Annotated in this window: 13 protein-coding genes and 4 tRNA genes; 8 read left to right on the forward strand and 9 right to left on the reverse strand. The window is 71.1% G+C overall.

Features of this window, described 5'->3' with window-relative positions; all coding sequences use genetic code 11:
* Positions 1 to 78: 78 nt before the first annotated feature.
* From OIU81_RS19490 to purM, 4 genes are all read left to right on the forward strand, one after another.
* Positions 79 to 924, forward strand: a complete 846-nt coding sequence (locus OIU81_RS19490; RefSeq protein ID WP_329149623.1) for a M23 family metallopeptidase — start codon at positions 79 to 81, stop codon at positions 922 to 924.
* Between the two features lie 145 nt (positions 925 to 1,069).
* Positions 1,070 to 1,867, forward strand: a complete 798-nt coding sequence (locus tag OIU81_RS19495; RefSeq protein WP_329149625.1) for a maleylpyruvate isomerase family mycothiol-dependent enzyme — start codon at positions 1,070 to 1,072, stop codon at positions 1,865 to 1,867.
* 308 nt (positions 1,868 to 2,175) lie between these two features.
* On the forward strand, positions 2,176 to 3,735 hold the full coding sequence (purF, locus tag OIU81_RS19500) for an amidophosphoribosyltransferase (RefSeq protein WP_329149627.1): 1,560 nt from the start codon (positions 2,176 to 2,178) through the stop codon (positions 3,733 to 3,735).
* A 34-nt stretch (positions 3,736 to 3,769) separates the two neighbouring features.
* On the forward strand, positions 3,770 to 4,840 hold the full coding sequence (purM, locus tag OIU81_RS19505; RefSeq protein ID WP_329149629.1) for a phosphoribosylformylglycinamidine cyclo-ligase: 1,071 nt from the start codon (positions 3,770 to 3,772) through the stop codon (positions 4,838 to 4,840).
* A gap of 176 nt (positions 4,841 to 5,016) precedes the next feature.
* Here the strand turns inward: purM and OIU81_RS19510 are convergent, their stop codons facing one another.
* Together OIU81_RS19510 and OIU81_RS19515 are read right to left on the reverse strand one after the other, a co-directional pair.
* The gene (locus tag OIU81_RS19510; RefSeq protein ID WP_329149631.1) at positions 5,017 to 5,262 is read right to left on the reverse strand and encodes a DUF3073 domain-containing protein; all 246 of its coding nucleotides are present in this window, start codon (positions 5,260 to 5,262) and stop codon (positions 5,017 to 5,019) included.
* Positions 5,263 to 5,594: 332 nt separating this feature from the next.
* Positions 5,595 to 6,713 (reverse strand): Leu/Phe/Val dehydrogenase, encoded by a 1,119-nt coding sequence (locus OIU81_RS19515; protein ID WP_329149633.1) that lies wholly within the window; start codon positions 6,711 to 6,713, stop codon positions 5,595 to 5,597.
* Between the two features lie 197 nt (positions 6,714 to 6,910).
* Here OIU81_RS19515 and OIU81_RS19520 point away from each other — a divergent pair, with 197 nt between their 5' ends.
* A complete protein-coding gene (locus tag OIU81_RS19520) occupies positions 6,911 to 7,747 on the forward strand; it encodes a hypothetical protein (RefSeq protein ID WP_329149635.1) in 837 nt (278 codons plus the stop codon).
* Between the two features lie 513 nt (positions 7,748 to 8,260).
* Positions 8,261 to 8,467 carry a developmental transcriptional regulator BldC gene (gene bldC / locus OIU81_RS19525; protein ID WP_003949541.1) on the forward strand — a complete coding sequence of 69 codons (207 nt, stop codon included), beginning with the start codon at positions 8,261 to 8,263 and terminating at the stop codon, positions 8,465 to 8,467.
* Positions 8,468 to 9,014: 547 nt separating this feature from the next.
* Here the strand turns inward: bldC and OIU81_RS19530 are convergent.
* The 3 genes from OIU81_RS19530 to hrpA form a co-directional block, all read right to left on the reverse strand.
* Positions 9,015 to 9,248: a DUF6274 family protein gene (locus OIU81_RS19530; protein WP_329149637.1), complete on the reverse strand. Its 234-nt coding sequence runs from the start codon at positions 9,246 to 9,248 to the stop codon at positions 9,015 to 9,017.
* 400 nt (positions 9,249 to 9,648) lie between these two features.
* Positions 9,649 to 9,723, reverse strand: a tRNA-Asp gene (locus OIU81_RS19535).
* A 93-nt stretch (positions 9,724 to 9,816) separates the two neighbouring features.
* Complete coding sequence (gene hrpA, locus OIU81_RS19540; RefSeq protein ID WP_329149639.1) at positions 9,817 to 13,926, reverse strand: ATP-dependent RNA helicase HrpA; 4,110 nt, start codon at positions 13,924 to 13,926, stop codon at positions 9,817 to 9,819.
* A 140-nt stretch (positions 13,927 to 14,066) separates the two neighbouring features.
* Between hrpA and OIU81_RS19545 the strand changes: the two genes are divergently transcribed.
* Entirely contained in the window at positions 14,067 to 14,285 is a 219-nt protein-coding gene (locus OIU81_RS19545) for a hypothetical protein (RefSeq protein WP_329149641.1), read from the forward strand.
* Between the two features lie 73 nt (positions 14,286 to 14,358).
* On the opposite strand, the gene OIU81_RS19550 is transcribed toward OIU81_RS19545, so the two are convergent.
* From OIU81_RS19550 to OIU81_RS19565, 4 genes are all read right to left on the reverse strand, one after another.
* Positions 14,359 to 14,432: transfer RNA gene (locus OIU81_RS19550), tRNA-Phe, on the reverse strand.
* 4 nt (positions 14,433 to 14,436) lie between these two features.
* Positions 14,437 to 14,511 (reverse strand) — tRNA-Asp (locus OIU81_RS19555).
* A gap of 48 nt (positions 14,512 to 14,559) precedes the next feature.
* Positions 14,560 to 14,632, reverse strand: a tRNA-Glu gene (locus OIU81_RS19560).
* A gap of 82 nt (positions 14,633 to 14,714) precedes the next feature.
* The gene (locus OIU81_RS19565; RefSeq protein WP_329149643.1) at positions 14,715 to 16,394 is read right to left on the reverse strand and encodes a metallophosphoesterase family protein; all 1,680 of its coding nucleotides are present in this window, start codon (positions 16,392 to 16,394) and stop codon (positions 14,715 to 14,717) included.
* 119 nt (positions 16,395 to 16,513) lie between these two features.
* Here OIU81_RS19565 and OIU81_RS19570 point away from each other — a divergent pair, with 119 nt between their 5' ends.
* Positions 16,514 to 16,864 carry a metallopeptidase family protein gene (locus tag OIU81_RS19570; protein ID WP_329149645.1) on the forward strand — a complete coding sequence of 117 codons (351 nt, stop codon included), beginning with the start codon at positions 16,514 to 16,516 and terminating at the stop codon, positions 16,862 to 16,864.
* Positions 16,865 to 17,009 lie beyond the last annotated feature (145 nt).

The following is a 17,009-nucleotide window of genomic DNA, read 5'->3' on the forward strand; positions in this document are numbered from 1 at the left end:
GTCGTACCGCTGCCGGGGCGCCCGGCGGCCGTGGCCGCGCTACCGTGCCCGGCCACCACCACTCCAGGGGGAATCGCAATGAAGTCCACAACGGTGCGAAAGCTCTCCGCGATCGCCGCCCGCGCCTGCCTGTTCGCCGTTTTCGCCTTGTTCGTGGCGAGCTTCTTCGCCGGCTTCCCCCGCTGGTGGATCTGGCTTCCGCTCGGCCTGTGGGTGCTGCTCGAATGCGGGGTGAACCGGCGCGCGGCCCGCAGGGAAGCGGACGGGATACGGGCGGCGGCCCCCGCCCCGGTGGCGGTCGCCGCGCCGGTCAGCGGCCGCTGGAGGGCCCTGAACAGCCCTGCCGACAGGGTCCCCAGCCATGACACCTGGTCCTACGGGCAGGCCTACGCCATCGACATGGTCGCGGAACCGGAGCCGCACTCCAGGCCCGGCTTCGCCTGGTGGCCGCCGGTCCGCCGCAACGAGGACTTCCCGGCCTTCGGCGCGCCCCTGCTCGCCGTCGCCGATGCCACCGTCATCCGTGCCGAGGACGGCCGGCGTGACCATCTCAGCCGCACGTCGTGGCCCGCGGCCGCCTATCTGCTCGCCTTCGAGGGCCCCGTCCGCACGCTCGGCGGCGCCCGCTGGATGCTCGGCAACCACGTGATCCTCGACCTGGGTGACGGCACCTACGCGCTCTACGCGCACGTGCGCCGCGGGTCGCTCACCGTCCGCACGGGCGACCGGGTGCGGGTGGGCGAGACCCTCGGCCACTGCGGCGACTCCGGCAACAGCAGTGAGCCGCATGTCCACTTCCAGCTCATGGACGCCGCCGACCCGCGGACCGCCCACGGCACTCCGTTCACCTGGCACGGGACCGGCGTCCCGCGCACCGGCGAGATATTCGAGGCCGGGGCGCCGCTGACGACACCGGGGAGCTGAGCGCCCGCCGCCGGCCCGCCGCGCCCGCCGTCCGGCACCGAACCGCCCCGGCGTCACGAGGAGTTGGCGGCCCGGCAGGGGCGGCGGGCGCCGCACCGCCGAAATCCGGGGGCGACTGTCAGTGGTGCCTCGTAGGCTGACGTACATGCCCCCTGCCGCCCGGAAACCGCGCCCGCGCCGGTACGACCCGCAGAAGACCCGTGCGGCCGTCACGGCCCAGCTCGCCCACGTCCAGGAGGCCGTACGCGCGCTCGCGCCCGGCCAGTTGGCGCTGCCGACCCGGCTCGGTGACTGGACGGTGCGCGAGCTGGTGGCGCATCTGTCCATGGCCGTGGGGAGCGTGGCGCGCAGTCTTGAGCGGCCGGTTCCGGCGCGGGCGGAGGCCACTTTGCTGGAGTGGTCGTCGGCGGCCGCGCCGCTCGCCTCCGACGTCGACGAGCGCACCCGCGCCCTGGCCGACGCGCATGACCCCGTGGCGCTGCTGGAGCGCACTGCCGCGGAGTACGCCGAGGCCGTAGCGCCGGAGCCGGACGACCGGCTGCTGCCGGTCCGGCCCGGCGCGATGCCGCTGGCCGACTTCCTCGTCACCCGCTGTCTCGAACTCGTCGTGCACGGTGACGACCTCGCGGCGGCGACCGGCACCACGATCCCCTTCGACCGCCAGGCTCTGGCCACCACCACCCGCCTGCTGGCCGACACCCTGGCGGACAAGGCGCCCGGCGGATCGGTGGAGCTGCGCATTCCGCCGTTCGCCGTGGTGCAGTGCGTGGCGGGCCCCAAGCACACCCGCGGCACCCCGCCGAATGTCGTCGAGACCGACCCGCTGACCTGGATCCGGCTCGCCACGGGCCGTACGACCTGGGACCGGGCGCGGGACGCGGCGGATGTCAGCGCCAGCGGCGAGCGGTCCGACATCGGCGGATATCTGCCCCTGCTGAGCTGACGGCCGCGGGCCCGGCGGAGGCGAGTGGGGCACGGCGCGCCGTGCCGACGGCGGCCGGCGGGGGCGTCGCGCATCTCACACGGAGCGGGGCGCGCCCCCGCGGCGCAAGATCCACACGGCGGGCGCCGCGCGTCCCGTGCCCCGCGGCGCACCAGGTGAGCCAAGGGATCCGGGGCGCGCCGGGGCGCCGAGCCGCCCACCACGGGCGTGGGCACGCCAAGCCGAGCGGCCGCTCGTTCATGCACTCATCCAGGTCCGGGGCCATCCCCGGTTCGGATGAATCCGCGACCTGCCCTAGACTCGGTGCCGTGCCACGTGGTGACGGACGACTCAGCCACGACCTGCTCCCCGGTGAGAAGGGCCCCCAGGACGCTTGTGGCGTCTTCGGTGTCTGGGCTCCGGGTGAAGAGGTCGCCAAACTCACCTATTTCGGGCTGTATGCGCTGCAGCACCGCGGACAGGAGTCCGCGGGCATCGCGGTGAGCAACGGCTCCCAGATCCTCGTTTTCAAGGACATGGGCCTGGTTTCCCAGGTCTTCGACGAGACTTCGCTCGGCTCCCTCCAGGGCCATATCGCCGTGGGCCATGCCCGCTACTCCACCACCGGCGCCTCGGTGTGGGAGAACGCCCAGCCGACGTTCCGTGCCACCGCGCACGGCTCCATCGCGCTCGGCCACAACGGCAACCTGGTGAACACCGCCGAGCTGGCGGATCTGGTCGCCGCGCTGCCCCGTGAAGGCGGCCGCGCGACCCAGGTCGCGGCCACCAACGACACCGACCTGGTGACGGCCCTGCTGGCCGGCCAGGTCGACGAGGAGGGCAAGCCGCTGACCGTCGAGGAGGCCGCCCCGCGCGTCCTGCCGAAGGTCATGGGCGCCTTCTCGCTCTGCTTCATGGACGAGCACACGCTCTACGCCGCCCGCGACCCGCAGGGCATCCGCCCGCTGGTCCTGGGCCGTCTCGAGCGCGGCTGGGTGGTGGCCTCCGAGACCGCCGCCCTGGACATCTGCGGCGCCAGCTTCATCCGCGAGATCGAGCCCGGCGAGATGGTCGCCATCGACGAGAACGGCCTGCGCAGCAGCCGCTTCGCCGAGGCCCGCCCCAAGGGCTGTGTCTTCGAGTACGTCTATCTCGCCCGCCCGGACACCGACATCGCCGGCCGCAATGTGTACCTCTCCCGGGTGGAGATGGGCCGCAAGCTGGCCGCCGAGGCGCCCGCCGACGCCGATCTGGTGATAGCGACTCCGGAGTCCGGTACCCCGGCCGCCGTCGGGTACGCCGAGGCCAGCGGCATCCCCTACGGCTCGGGCCTGGTCAAGAACTCCTACGTCGGCCGGACCTTCATCCAGCCCTCGCAGACCATCCGCCAGCTCGGCATCCGCCTCAAGCTCAACCCCCTCAAGGAAGTCATCCGCGGCAAGCGCCTGGTGGTCGTCGACGACTCGATCGTCCGCGGCAACACTCAGCGCGCTCTGGTCCGGATGCTCCGCGAGGCCGGGGCGGCCGAGGTCCACATCCGGATCTCCTCCCCGCCGATCAAGTGGCCGTGCTTCTTCGGCATCGACTTCGCCACCCGCGCGGAGCTGATCGCCAACGGGCTGAGCGTGGAGGAGATCGGCAAGTCGCTGGGCGCCGACTCGCTCTCGTACATCTCCATCGACGGCATGATCGAGGCGACCACGATCGCCAAGCCGAATCTGTGCCGCGCCTGCTTCGACGGCGAGTACCCGATGGACCTGCCCGACCCGGATCTGCTGGGCAAGCACCTCCTGGAATCGGAGACCGCGAGCCGGACCAAGTCCGATGTGGACGGCGTCCAGACGCTCACCGCCGGGGTCGGCGGCGCCGACGCGCTGCGTCGCCCGTAGAGCTCGTACACACACGACAGGAAAGTTCTCAGCCATGTCCGCTGAATCCTCCGGTGCCAGCTACGCAGCCGCGGGCGTCGACATCGAAGCCGGCGACCGCGCCGTGGACCTCATGAAGGAGTGGGTGAAGAAGGCCACCCGCCCCGAGGTCGTCGGCGGCCTGGGCGGCTTCGCCGGCCTCTTCGACGCCTCCGCCCTCAAGCGTTACGAGCGTCCGCTGCTCGCCTCGGCGACCGACGGCGTCGGCACCAAGGTCGACATCGCCCGCAAGATGGGCGTCTACGACAGCATCGGCCACGACCTCGTCGGCATGGTCGTCGACGACCTGGTCGTCTGCGGCGCCGAACCGCTGTTCATGACCGACTACATCTGCGTCGGCAAGGTCTACCCCGAGCGGGTCGCCGCCATCGTCAAGGGCATCGCCGAGGGCTGTGTGCTGGCCGGCTGCGCGCTGGTCGGCGGCGAGACCGCGGAGCACCCGGGGCTGCTGGGCGCGGACGAGTTCGACGTCGCCGGCGCCGGCACGGGCGTCGTCGAGGCGGACCGCGTCCTGGGCGCGGACCGTATCCGTACGGGCGACGCGGTGATCGCCATGGCATCCTCCGGGCTTCACTCGAACGGGTACTCGCTGGTCCGCCATGTCCTGTTCGACCGCGCGGGCATGGCCCTCGACCGGGAGATCCCGGAGTTCGGCCGCACGCTCGGCGAGGAGCTCCTGGAGCCCACCAAGATCTACTCGCTGGACTGCCTGGCGCTGACCCGCACCACCGACGTGCACGCCTTCTCGCACATCACCGGCGGCGGCCTGGCCAACAACCTCGCCCGGGTGATCCCGGACGGTCTGCACGCCACGGTCGACCGCGGCACCTGGACGCCGGGCCCGGTCTTCGACCTGGTCGGTTCGGCCGGCGCGGTCGAGCGCGGGGAGCTGGAGAAGACCCTGAACATGGGCGTCGGCATGATCGCCGTCGTCCCGCAGGAGTCGGTGCAGGCCGCTCTGACCACACTCGCCGACCGCGGTGTGGACGCCTGGGTCAGCGGTGAGATCGTCGACCGCGGTGACCACGCAGAGGCAGTGACCCTGACCGGTGACTACGCGAGCTGAGCAGCCCGACCGGGCCGGCGCCCGCACCGGCAGTCACCGGTGCGGCGCCCGGACCCGTCGTCATACGGTGCGCAGTGGCCGCCGCGCTCCTCGTCATCCGGGCAGCACAGAACCCGGTCCGGGCAATGCCCAGACCGGGTCCGCGATGCTCTTGCGGGTGCCGCGAGCGCAGAACGTCAAGCGCGACGACGCTGCTGGGACGAGTCGCCGTCGTCCTCATCGTCGTCGTTGTACAGCTCTGCGTACCGTGCGTACGGGTCGTCGTCCTCGTCCTCCTCGAACGGCTCTGCGTTCGGAGGCTGCTGGTTCGACGGTGCTGCACCCAGCTCGTCGGCCAGTCGTGAGAGATCCGTCCCACCGCTGCTGTACTTCAGCTGGCGGGCGACCTTTGTCTGCTTGGCCTTGGCCCGGCCGCGCCCCATGGGTCGACCCCCTCAATGACGGGGCTCGATGGCCCCAGAGTCTTGACACGCGTTCATGGATCAGAGCGGGCTCTCGACAGAGAGACCGGCCCGTAGGGCTTTAACGGTACCTGCTTCCGCGGCCATACGGTACGTCGCCCGCATCACCCGCCGCTCGGCATGACCTGCGAGGTGCCCCGTCCCCGCTGGTCAACTGCGATTTTAACCTGTCCTGCACGGCGACCCGCCGACGGGTGGTGAGGGATGTCTCCCCCGACCGCCCGCGACGGGCCGCACAAGGCTGTGTTTCAGGCCGTTCCCGGCCGTTCCTCCGGCCGGGGTCGTCCGCCGGGTCAGGCGCGCCGCGCCTCCGCCATACGCTGCTCGGCCAGCCGGTCCGCGGCCGCGGCGGGCGGGATGCCGTCGGCCTTCGCACGCGCGAATATCGCGAGCGTGGTGTCGAAAATCTTCGCCGCCTTGGTCTTGCAGCGGTCGAAGTCGAAGCCGTGCAGCTCGTCGGCCACCTGGATGACGCCGCCGGCGTTCACCACGTAATCGGGGGCGTAGAGGATGCCGCGGTCGGACAGGTCCTTCTCGACGCCGGGGTGCGCGAGCTGGTTGTTGGCCGCGCCGCAGACCACCTTCGCGGTCAGCACCGGCAGCGACTCATCGCTCAGCGCACCGCCCAGCGCGCACGGCGCATAGACGTCCAGCCCCTCGGTGCGGATCAGCTCCTCGGTGTCCGCGACGACGGTGACCTGCGGATGCACGGTACGCACCCGGTCGACGCAGTCGCTGCGCACGTCCGTGATCACGACCTCGGCGCCATCCTGGAGGAGGTGCTCCACCAGGAGGTGGCCGACCTTGCCGACGCCCGCGATGCCCACCTTGCGGCCGCGCAGCGTCGGGTCGCCCCAGGCGTGCTGGGCCGAGGCGCGCATGCCCTGGAAGACGCCGTAGGCGGTCAGCACGGAGGAGTCGCCGGCGCCGCCGTTGGCGGGGGAGCGGCCGGTGGTCCACTTGTTCGTCCGGGCCACGACGTCCATGTCGGCGACGTAGGTGCCGACGTCGCAGGCCGTGACGTAGCGGCCCCCGAGGGAGGCCACGAACCGGCCGTAGGCGAGCAGGAGTTCCTCGGTCTTGACCAGATCGGGGTCACCGATGATGACGGCCTTGCCGCCGCCGTGGTCCAGCCCGGCGAGGGCGTTCTTGTAGGACATGCCGCGCGAGAGGTTCAGGGCGTCCAGCACGGCCTCCTCCTCGGAGGCGTAGGCATGGAAGCGGGTGCCGCCGAGGGCGGGGCCCAGGGCGGTGCTGTGGATGGCGATCACGGCCTTGAGGCCGCTGGCGCGGTCCTGGCAGAGAACGACCTGCTCATGGCCCCCCTGCTCCGATCGGAACAGGGTGTGCAGAACGCCGCCGTCGGTGCCGGCGGGGGCCGGACGTACGTCAGTCACGGTGGTGACTCCCATAGGTCGCGAGGGACGCCCTCCTGCGGGTGGGGAGGGCCGGTTGACAAGAGCGTAAGACCTGCCGGGCCGGTTGATCCGGCAGGTGCCCAGGATCACCCTCTCCCGAGGGACGGGCATGGGACGATCTGGTCGTATCGCAGGCCGGCGGGGGCCTTCGGGATCTCCTGGCGGCGGACTCCCCCTTTGAAGGAGCGGGCGTGGCCCTGGCGTCGTCGGTGAAGGTCCCGTACATGGCATATCTACGGGTCTACGAGCCGCTGGCTGCATTCCCCGAGCCGGAACGCTCCCACTGGGCGCGCTATGCCAAACGGGAGGACACCCCCACCGCCCAGGACGAGCAGCGCCGGGCGCTGGCCGATCTGCTGCCCACGCCCCCGGTGCCGGTGCCGGTCCACGAGAGCGCGGACGCCTTCGTCGCCGTCGTGGACGAGGTGACCTGCGTGTGTCCGTGGCGCACCCGGCTGCGCGGCTGGCAGGCGCTGGAGGAACTGTCCGAGCTGCTGCCGGCGTCGGTGCTGGACGCGGCGCTGCCCCCGGTGGTGCGTCTGCAGGCGGCCACCGACTACGAGCGGTGGCGCGAGGGCAACCCGGACGCCCGGCCCTGGATCCGCGGGGCGACCTGGCACGTCCCGGTCCGCTGGTTCGTGCTCTTCGACGACGGTGAGCGGGAGTACACGAAGAGTGACCAGGCGCCCGTGCTGCGTTACCGGACGCCGATGGTGCAGGCCAGGCGCCGGGTCGCCCGGGGGCTGCGCACGCTGCGGGACGCGCTGGAAGAGGGGCCGCTGATCGACGGCCTGGTAGATGTGGGGCGCTGGCTCGAGGAATTCCACCCGCGTTCGCTCGTGGAGCTGGACTACGGAGGGCTGGTGCACGCGGTGCCCGAGGGGCAGCTCGCCGAGGACCGTTCCGCCGCCGAGGTGGCGGAGGGGCTGGCGGCGCTGCGCGACGGGGACGGCGAGCGGGCGGGTGTCGCGTACGAGAAGCTTTCCCAGCGGTGGCGGGCGGTCCGCGAGCGCCAGTTCTCCAGCTGAGCGCCGGCGGGCGTCCCGCGGCCCGTGGCGCGGAAGCGCTGCGTACGCTTTCCCTGCTGGGGCGGTAAAGGACGTAGGTCCTGATCCGGGCGATTGCCTCAAGCGTGACCTAAAGCACTGACTTCGGGTCTTGCTCCCAAGCCATACCCTCGTGTCAAAATAGGACAAGGAGCCCGACCCGGGCTCCTTCCGTCCAACTAAGGGCGGATAGATCGGTATTGCGTTCCTTGAGGGGTCTCGTGGCGGCTGAGCATGCTGTGACTGATCGTCACGGCCGTGTGACTGTCCGCTATGGCACGGTCCATCGGCATCCGCCGAGGTTGAACACCTGAGAGGGCAATTCCATCGGTTTGGCCGACGTGGCTGGACAGATGGTGTAGTTGTAGTGCCGAGGACAAGCCGTTCGTCCTATAACCGACTCGGCCCGCGTCCGCCATTTCGGGCAACGTGGGTCAAGGTGCAGAATTTAGAGGAAAGAACCGTGATGGTTCGGTTCTCCCGAGGAGGCCGCTCATGACCGCTCGCACCCCTGACGCCGAGCCGCTGCTTACCCCCGCTGAGGTTGCCACGATGTTCCGCGTGGACCCGAAGACGGTGACCCGCTGGGCCAAGGCAGGCAAGCTCACGTCCATCCGCACGCTCGGAGGACATCGGCGTTACCGCGAGGCTGAGGTCCGCGCACTGCTCGCGGGCATTCCGCAGCAGCGCAGCGAGGCCTGAATAACCGCATAACCAGGCCGTTTTCGGGGCCCCCAACCCGAAAATGCCTGCTTTGCACCACCATGCTTCACATAGCTCCATATGACGCGGTGCCTGCCCCAACGGGCTCCACACCCGCTCCATCTGGGTACGTCATCGATCGCGCTGGACTCCGCCGGGTCCAGCGCGATTTTTTTGCGTGCGCCTGCTTCAGGGCCCGCCGCGGCGCTCGGGTCGGCCCGGCGCCGACGCTCTCCCGGATGCCGGTCAGGGTGCCTTCACGGGTCCTGTGAGGGTCTTTGTGCGCGGACGTGGCGCCCTCGTTCCGGAGCCGTTCATGGGTGGTGCAATTGCACATATTAAATTGACCGGTTGTAGGGCAGCGGTAAGTTCCGCATCTCGCCAAACTTGTTCGGTGACACCCGTCACACTACGCGGCGCTTGAAGACGATACGTCCGCTGCGATAGAGAACGGCACCCGCCGCACCCGCCGCACCCACCGCACCCACCGCACCCACCACAGGGTCCAGCCTGTCAGCGCACGGCCGGTGATGCATGCGGCAATTGGTCACCGGGTCGCAGGACTTTCGTCCTCGGCGGCCGGCGGCTCGCAGCGGGCCGGAGGGGGTTCGGGGGCGGCCCGGGGTGCCGGAGCCCCGGAGCGGGCCGCGTGCGGCTCCAGGGCGAGCCGTAGCAGCTGGTGGCAGATGGGGCAGTGCCGCGTCAGATGGCGGTAGCCCGTGGCGGCTGCCAGGTGGGCCCGCAGCAGCGCCCTGGTCTTGTGCCGCACCGCAGTGGTCATCACGCATCCCTCCCCGCCCCGCGCCCTTCCTTCGTGGGTACCGGGGGTACGTGCCGCCGTCAATACAGCGGGCCGCAATCCGGCTACGGACCGCACCCGGTGGGGGCGGGGGAGGGGAGCAGGGCTACGGCGGGTGTCCCGGGGGAGGTGGACGTCGGTACGGGGCCGGGTCCGAAGGGTGCGGGGGGCGGGGGCGGCGATGCGGGCCGTGCGGGCGGCGACGCGACCCGTACGGGATGGCGGGGCGACCCGTGCCGGGCGGCGATGCGGGCCGCAGCGGGTGTTCCTGACGGAATGTGGGGGGCGTCCGGGGGTGGCTCCGCGGTGGGGCGGGCCCCGGCGGTGCCGGACAGGGCACAGCAGTACGGCCCGCACCGGAGAGGTGCGGGCCGTAGAAATGCGGTCCTGACGGGATTTGAACCCGCGGCCTCCACCTTGACAGGGTGGCGAGCACTCCAAACTGCTCCACAGGACCTTGCGTGTGCTTTCCGCTTGCGGCGGGCTGCGAAGCAAGACTGTACAGCAGGTCAGGGGGTGCGGTCGAACTCGATACCGGTAGCCCTGGTTCCTACGGCGCGGCGGCGTCCACGGCCTTCACGATGCGCTTGTCGGAGACCGGGTACGCGGTCCCCAGGGCATGGGCGAAGTAGCTCACCCGGAGCTCCTCGATCATCCAGCGGATCTCCCGGGCCGCCGCCGGCACCGGGCGGCCCTGCGGGAACTGCTCCAGCAGCCAGGCGTATTCGTCCTGCATCTCCTTCACCTTCGCCATGCGGGTGCGGTCCCGCTCGGCGTTGGTGGGCAGCTGCTGCAGACGGCGGTCGGCGGCCACCAGATAGCGCATCAGGTCCGGCAGCCGCTTGGCGCCGTGCGCCGTCACGAAGCCCGGCCTGATCAGCGCCGCCAGCTGCTCCTTGATGTCCGTCAGCGACGGCAGCAGGGAGGCGAACGTCGTCTCCTTCAGCCGGCGCTCGCAGGCCTGCCAGGCGGCCAGCACCTCCTGCACCTGCTGGATGGTCTTGAGGGTGACGTCCACCAGGTCGGCACGGACCGCGTCGAAGAGCTTCCGGAAGGACTCCTCGTCCCAGGCCGGGCCGCCCCGGGCCGCGATCAGGCGGTCGGCGGCGGCCGTCACACAGTCCTCGAAGAGCGCCGGGATGGAACCGTGCGGATTACGGGACAGCGCCAGCTTCTGCTGATTGCTCAGCTTGTCCTGGGCGAACTTGGCGGGATTGGTGGGGATGTTGAGCAGGATGAGGCGGCGGGTGCCCGCCCACATCGCGGTGAGCTGCTCGGCCTCGGTGTCGAAGAGGCGGACGGCGACGCTGCTGCCCTCGTCGACCAGCGCCGGGTACGCCTTCAGCGGCTGGCCCGCGCGCCGGGTCTCGAAGGTGCGGGGCAGTGTGCCGATGGTCCAGGACGTCAGACCGGTGCGCTGCTCGGGGCCGGCCGGCGCCGGCCCGTCGCCCGCGTCGCCCGTGCGGCCGCCGGCGGGCCGCTCGGCGCCCTGCTCGAAGGCCTTGGAGAGGGCCGCCCTGGTCTTCGGCTTGAGTTTCAGCCGCAGCGCCTCCAGGTCCTTGGCCTCGGCGAGTTTGCGGCGCCGCTCGTCGATCACCCGGAAGGTGATCTTGAGGTGATCGGGGATCCGGCCCGGGGCGAAGTCCGCGGCCTCGACGGGGACGCCCACCATGCGCTGCAGACCGGCCGCCAGAGAGGTCGTCAGGGCGCCCTGCAGGGGGACGGTGGAGTCCAGGAAGCGGGCCGCGAAGTTCGGCGCGGGGACGTAGTTGCGCCGGATCGGCTTGGGCAGCGACCGGATCAGCTCCGTCACCAGTTGCTCGCGCAGGCCCGGGATCTGCCAGTCGAAGCCTTCGGCCGAGACCTGGTTGAGCACCTGGAGGGGGATGTGGACGGTCACGCCGTCCGCGTCCGCGCCCGGCTCGAACTGGTAGGTGACCTTGAACTTCAGCTTTCCCTGCCGCCAGGAATCCGGATAGTCGTCCTTGGTGACGGCCTCGGCGGATTCGTTGATGAGCATCGAGTGCTCGAAGTTCAGCAGCTCCGGCTCGTCGCGGTGCTTCTGCTTCCACCAGGCGTCGAAGTGCGCCCCGGAGACCACATCGGCCGGCAGGCGCTGGTCGTAGAAGTCGAAGAGCGTCTCGTCGTCGACGAGGATGTCGCGGCGCCGGGCGCGGTGCTCCAACTCCTCGACCTCGCCGAGGAGTTTGCGGTTGTCATGGAAGAACTGGTGGTGGGTGCGCCAGTCGCCCTCGACCAGGGCGTTGCGGATGAACAGATCGCGTGAGGTCTCCGGATCGATCCGGCCGTAGGCGATTTTGCGCTGGGCGACGATCGGGACGCCGTAGAGCGTCACCCGCTCGTAGGCCATCACCGCGGCCATCTTCTGTTCCCAGTGCGGCTCGCTGTAGGTGCGCTTGACCAGGTGCTGGGCGAGCGGTTCGATCCATTCCGGCTCGATCTTGGCGTTCACCCGCGCCCACAGACGGGACGTCTCGACCAGCTCCGCCGACATCACCCAGCGCGGGGCCTTCTTGAAGAGCGCGGAGCCGGGGAACACCGCGAACTTGGCGCTGCGGGCGCCCAGATACTCGTTCTTCGCGTCGGTGTCCTTGAGGCCGATGTGCGAAAGCAAACCGGCGAGCAGGGAGGTGTGGATGTGGTCCGGCGCCGCGTCCTCCTCGCTGAGGTGGATGCCCATGGTCTTGGCGACCGAGCGCAGCTGGGAGTAGATGTCCTGCCACTCGCGTATCCGCAGGTAGTTCAGGAACTCGCTGCGGCACATCCGGCGGAAGGCCGAGGAGGACAGCTCCTTCTGCTGTTCGCGGATATGGCGCCAGAGGTGGAGGAACGCGAGGAAGTCGGAGCTCTCGTCCTTGAAGCGGGCGTGCTGCTGGTCGGCCTGCTGCTGCTTGTCGGCGGGCCGCTCGCGCGGGTCCTGGATGGACAGCGCCGCCGCGATGACCATGACCTCCCGGACACAGCCGTTGCGGTCCGCCTCCAGCACCATCCGCGCCAGCCGCGGGTCGACCGGCAGCTGGGAGAGCTTGCGGCCCATCGGGGTCAGCCGCTGCCCCTGCTGTCCCGACCGGTCGGACTTCTGCTTGGCCTCGAGCGCCCCGAGCTCGCTCAGCAGATCGATGCCGTCCTTGATGTTGCGGCGGTCCGGCGGGTCGATGAAGGGGAACTTCTCGATGTCACCGAGGCCGGCCGCGGTCATCTGCAGGATGACGGAGGCGAGATTGGTACGGAGGATCTCCGCGTCCGTGAACTCGGGACGGGAGAGGAAGTCGTCCTCGGAGTAGAGGCGGATACAGATGCCGTCACTCGTCCGGCCGCAGCGGCCCTTGCGCTGATTGGCGCTGGCCTGCGAGACCGGCTCGATGGGCAGTCGCTGGACCTTGGTGCGGAAGCTGTAACGGGAGATCCGGGCCATGCCGGGGTCGATGACGTACCGGATGCCGGGGACGGTCAGCGAGGTCTCGGCGACATTCGTGGCCAGCACGATGCGTCGGCCCGTGTGCCGCTGGAAGACGCGGTGCTGCTCGGCGTGCGAGAGCCGCGCGTACAGGGGGAGGATCTCGGTGAACGGCAGGGCCTTCTTGTTGAGCGCGTCCGCGGTGTCACGGATCTCCCGCTCGCCGGAGAGGAAGACCAGGATGTCGCCGGGCCCCTCGGCCTGCAGCTCGTCCACGGCGTCGCAGATCGCGGTGATCTGATCGCGGTCGCCCTCCAGGTTGCTCGCAGCCTGGCCGCTCTCCTCCAGCAGCGGGCGGTAGCGCACCTCCACCGGATACGTACGGCCGGAGACCTCGACGACGGGGGCGCTCGGCTTCGCTTGCTCGTCACCGGACGCGCCCGAACGATCCGAGGCGCCCCGGCCGTCGGCCGCGTCCACGGCGGCGAAGGCACCGAAGTGCCGCGCGAACCGCTCCGGGTCGATGGTCGCGGAGGTGATCACGACCTTGAGGTCCGGGCGCCGGGGCAGCAGCTGGGCCAGATAGCCGAGGATGAAGTCGATGTTGAGGCTGCGCTCGTGGGCCTCGTCGATGATGATCGTGTCGTACTGGCGCAGCTCGCGGTCCGTCTGGATCTCGGCGAGCAGGATGCCGTCCGTCATCAGCTTGACCAGGGTGTCGCCGCCGACCTGATCGGTGAAGCGGACCTTCCAGCCGACCGCCTCGCCCAGCGGGGTCTTCAGCTCCTCGGCCACCCGCTCGGCGACCGTACGGGCCGCGATCCGGCGCGGCTGGGTGTGCCCGATCAGGCCCCGCACGCCCCGGCCGAGCTCCAGGCAGATCTTGGGGATCTGCGTCGTCTTGCCGGAGCCGGTCTCACCGGCGACGATCACGACCTGGTGGTCGCGGATCGCGGCGAGGATCTCGTCCTTCTTCTGGCTGACCGGAAGCTCTTCGGGATACGTGATCCCGGGCACCGCGGCGCGGCGCCGGGCCACCCGCAGCTCCGCCTCGTCGACACCGTCGGCGATCTCGGCGAGCACGGCCGCCCGGGCTTCGGGCTTACGGATCCGGCGTGCGCCGTCGAGTCGGCGTCCCAGCCGCTGCTGATCGCGCAGCGTCAGCTCGGGCAGACGCTTGTGCAGATCGGACAGGGTGGGAGCGGTGCCGTCGGGCAGGGCGGAGGCAGGCTGACTGGACATACGTCCTCCAGGATCTCACCTCGCGCAAACGACTGGCGAACCATTTGCCCGTGCGGGCGGCTCACGGGGCCCGGGGCCGGCGCGGGGCCCGCCGCGAAAACGGGTTTCCGGCGCCGGCGCGGGTGCGTGAGGATGACGCCATGGAGAACGGATTACGACGCCTCGCCGGCGGGGCCGTGATGGCCGCCGGTATCGCCTTCGCCGCCTGGCTCGTCTTCGGCGCGCCGCACGCCTGGGAGGGTGAGGTGCGGCTGCTGCGGATGGCGCTGGGCCTGGGGGCGACCGCGGTGATCAGCGGTGGCGCCCGGCTGATCTTCTGGGAGCCGTCGGGCGAGCGCGGCCGGACCGGGCCGCGATGAAGACCGGGCAGAAAACCGGGCAGAAATGGAGAAGGCCCCGATTCGATGAATCGGGGCCTTCTCCCAAAAGGTGTGGCTGGGGCCGGGGTCGAACCGGCGACCTATCGCTTTTCAGGCGATCGCTCGTACCAACTGAGCTACCCAGCCGCAGCGGTCCTGACGGGATTTGAACCCGCGGCCTCCACCTTGACAGGGTGGCGAGCACTCCAAACTGCTCCACAGGACCTTGCATTGTGCGAAACCGGCGTGCACCAGTCTCCCACACGGTGATGCGTGCCCCCAACGGGATTCGAACCCGTGCTACCGCCTTGAAAGGGCGGCGTCCTGGGCCACTAGACGATGAGGGCTGGTGGCCACCTTGGCGTCGTTACCGGCGCCGTCGGGGACGTGAGAAGCATATGGGATGGGAGGACCGTTCGCCAAAACGGTTTACCCGGTGCGGTCCGAAGAGCTCCTGGCCGGGCGCGAAAGGGGGCCCGCCGGGGGGCCGGAGGGCGGGCCGGTGGAGTGAAGCGGAGCGGAGGGCGACGGCGTGGCGCCGGGCCGGTTCTCGCGGGGGAGGTGCCGGCTGACCTCGGCCCGGGCCAGTCCCAGGCCGCCCAGGGTGATCTCGTCCCAGGCCTGCAGCCGTTTGGTCTTCCGGTCCAGATAGAGCACCGAGGCCTGGACCGGCGCGGGCTTCTTGTTCTGCACCGCGCGCAGTCCGCCGCCGCCCGTGGAGCCCTCGACCATCAACCGGGTGCCCTGGGGGAGCGTGGTGATCTCCCGGTGGTGAAGATGGCCGGCCAGCGCGAGCGGCGCCAGGCCGTCCGCCTCGGTCGCGGCGGCGGGGTTGTGGGCCAGCGCGATGTCGACGGGGGTGCCGGCCAGCCGCTGGGTGCGCAGCGCGTCGGCGAGCCGGCCGCCGGCGGTGCGCTCGGCGGGGTCGCCGGCCGCCACCACGGAGCGGTCCGGGGTGAACTGCGGATCGCCGACGCCCGCCATCCGTACGCCGGCGATCCGGGTGACGGCGCCGTTGTCGAGGACGGTGACGTGCTTGCGGTGGGTCAGATACCGCTGCGTGGTGCGCGAGTCGTGGTTGCCGCGCACCCAGACGTACGGGGCGCCGAGGGAGGAGGCCGGGTCCAGGAAGTGGTTCTCGGCGGCCGAGCCGTGGTCCATGGTGTCGCCGGTGTCGATGATCACGTTGATCCGGTACTGCTTCACCAGGGAGGCGATGATCCCCCAGCTCGCGGGGTTGAGGTGGATGTCCGAGACGTGCAGGACGCGCAGGGTGGTGGGGTCCGGCTGGTAGGCCGGGAGCGTCGAGGTGGCGTCGTAGAGCTTGGTGACGTTGGTGACCAGGCGCGCCAACTCCTTCTGGTAGACGTGGAATTCGCTGACGATGCTGCGGGCGTTGCCCACCACGGACGGGGCCGAGGAGAGCAGTCCGGAGAACTTCGGTTCCAGTACGGACCGGGGGTTCCAGGTGGCGTACGCGGTGCCCGCACAGGCGGCGAGCAGGGTGAGCGCCAGCCCGCCGGCGGCCAGTGCGCGGCGCGGGCGGCGGTGCACGGCCAGGCTCAGCGCGGTGGCGCCGGACGCCACGGCGACGCAGGAGTGCAGGGCCAGCCGCAGGGCGCCGCGGGTGACGTCGCGGGTGACCTCGTCCTGCAGGCCGGCGAACCGCTCGGGGTGGTCGACCAGCGCCTGGGAGCGGACCGGGTCGAGCCGGTCGACATCGACATCGAGCCGGACGGGTGCGTGGTGGCTGCTCAGTTCCAGGTCGCCGAGGGGCGCGACGGTGATCCGGGTGCCGCCGGTCAGCGAGGGGCGCAGCGCCATGGTGGTGTCCATCGGGCCGACCGGGACGCGGAGGCTGCCGATCAGCAGCAGCCCCAGCCAGGCCCCGAGGACGGTGACCGCCAGCAGGCCGAGGGCGTTGTGCAGGGGGCGGCGCGGAGCACCGCCGGGCAGGGTGGCGGTGGGGGGCTTACGACGGGAGCGGTAGACGCGGCGGACGGCTGCGGGCAGTGCGCGTACGCCGTCGGGTCCGGCGAGCAGCAGCCGGTGCGGGGGGCGGGGCGAGCGGTCGGGGTGCGGTGTCCGGGAGCGCGCGGCGCGGGCCATTGGTCCCGTATGCCCCACCGTGCCGCCGTTAAGCGAGGAGCGGGGGCTTCCGGTTGGGCTGCGGTGCGGCGGGCGGTCCACGAGGATCGCCGGGGGGCCGGGTGGCGGAGAATGGTGGTGTGCTGGAAATGACGCGCGAGGAGTTCGAGGAACTGGTCGCCGAGGCCCTGGACCGGATCCCGCCGGAGCTGACCCGGCTGATGGACAACGTGGCGGTCTTCGTCGAGGACGAACCGCCGGCCGGCGACCCCGGGCTGCTCGGGCTGTACGAGGGGACGCCGCTGACCGACCGCGGGGAGTGGTACGCGGGGGTGCTGCCGGACCGGATCACCGTCTACCGGGGGCCGACCCTGCGGATGTGCGACACCCGCGAGGACGTGGTCGCGGAGACCGAGGTGACGGTCGTTCATGAGATCGCGCACCACTTCGGGATCGACGACGAGCGGCTGCACGCGCTCGGGTACGGCTAGTACGGCGGCGGCGGCGGCCGGGCCGGGCCGGTGGGCCGGGCCGGCCCGGTGCGGCATGGGCCGGGCGCCGCGACGGCTCCCTCCGGCGGTCCGGCGGGCCGCCGGGCCTCTCGGGGTGCCCCGGCGGCACTCCGGGGGCGATCCG

This window comes from Streptomyces sp. NBC_01454, assembly GCF_036227565.1.
Classification (GTDB): domain Bacteria; phylum Actinomycetota; class Actinomycetes; order Streptomycetales; family Streptomycetaceae; genus Streptomyces.

Coding starts and splice junctions, on each gene's coding strand:
- hrpA (WP_329149639.1), bottom strand. CDS start 13,926: ATGTCCAGTCAGCCTGCCTCCGCCCTGCCCGACGGCACCGCTCCCACC.
- purM (WP_329149629.1), top strand. CDS start 3,770: ATGTCCGCTGAATCCTCCGGTGCCAGCTACGCAGCCGCGGGCGTCGAC.
- OIU81_RS19495 (WP_329149625.1), top strand. CDS start 1,070: ATGCCCCCTGCCGCCCGGAAACCGCGCCCGCGCCGGTACGACCCGCAG.
- OIU81_RS19510 (WP_329149631.1), bottom strand. CDS start 5,262: ATGGGGCGCGGCCGGGCCAAGGCCAAGCAGACAAAGGTCGCCCGCCAG.
- bldC (WP_003949541.1), top strand. CDS start 8,261: ATGACCGCTCGCACCCCTGACGCCGAGCCGCTGCTTACCCCCGCTGAG.
- OIU81_RS19515 (WP_329149633.1), bottom strand. CDS start 6,713: ATGGGAGTCACCACCGTGACTGACGTACGTCCGGCCCCCGCCGGCACC.
- OIU81_RS19530 (WP_329149637.1), bottom strand. CDS start 9,248: ATGACCACTGCGGTGCGGCACAAGACCAGGGCGCTGCTGCGGGCCCAC.
- OIU81_RS19565 (WP_329149643.1), bottom strand. CDS start 16,394: ATGGCCCGCGCCGCGCGCTCCCGGACACCGCACCCCGACCGCTCGCCC.
- OIU81_RS19545 (WP_329149641.1), top strand. CDS start 14,067: ATGGAGAACGGATTACGACGCCTCGCCGGCGGGGCCGTGATGGCCGCC.
- OIU81_RS19490 (WP_329149623.1), top strand. CDS start 79: ATGAAGTCCACAACGGTGCGAAAGCTCTCCGCGATCGCCGCCCGCGCC.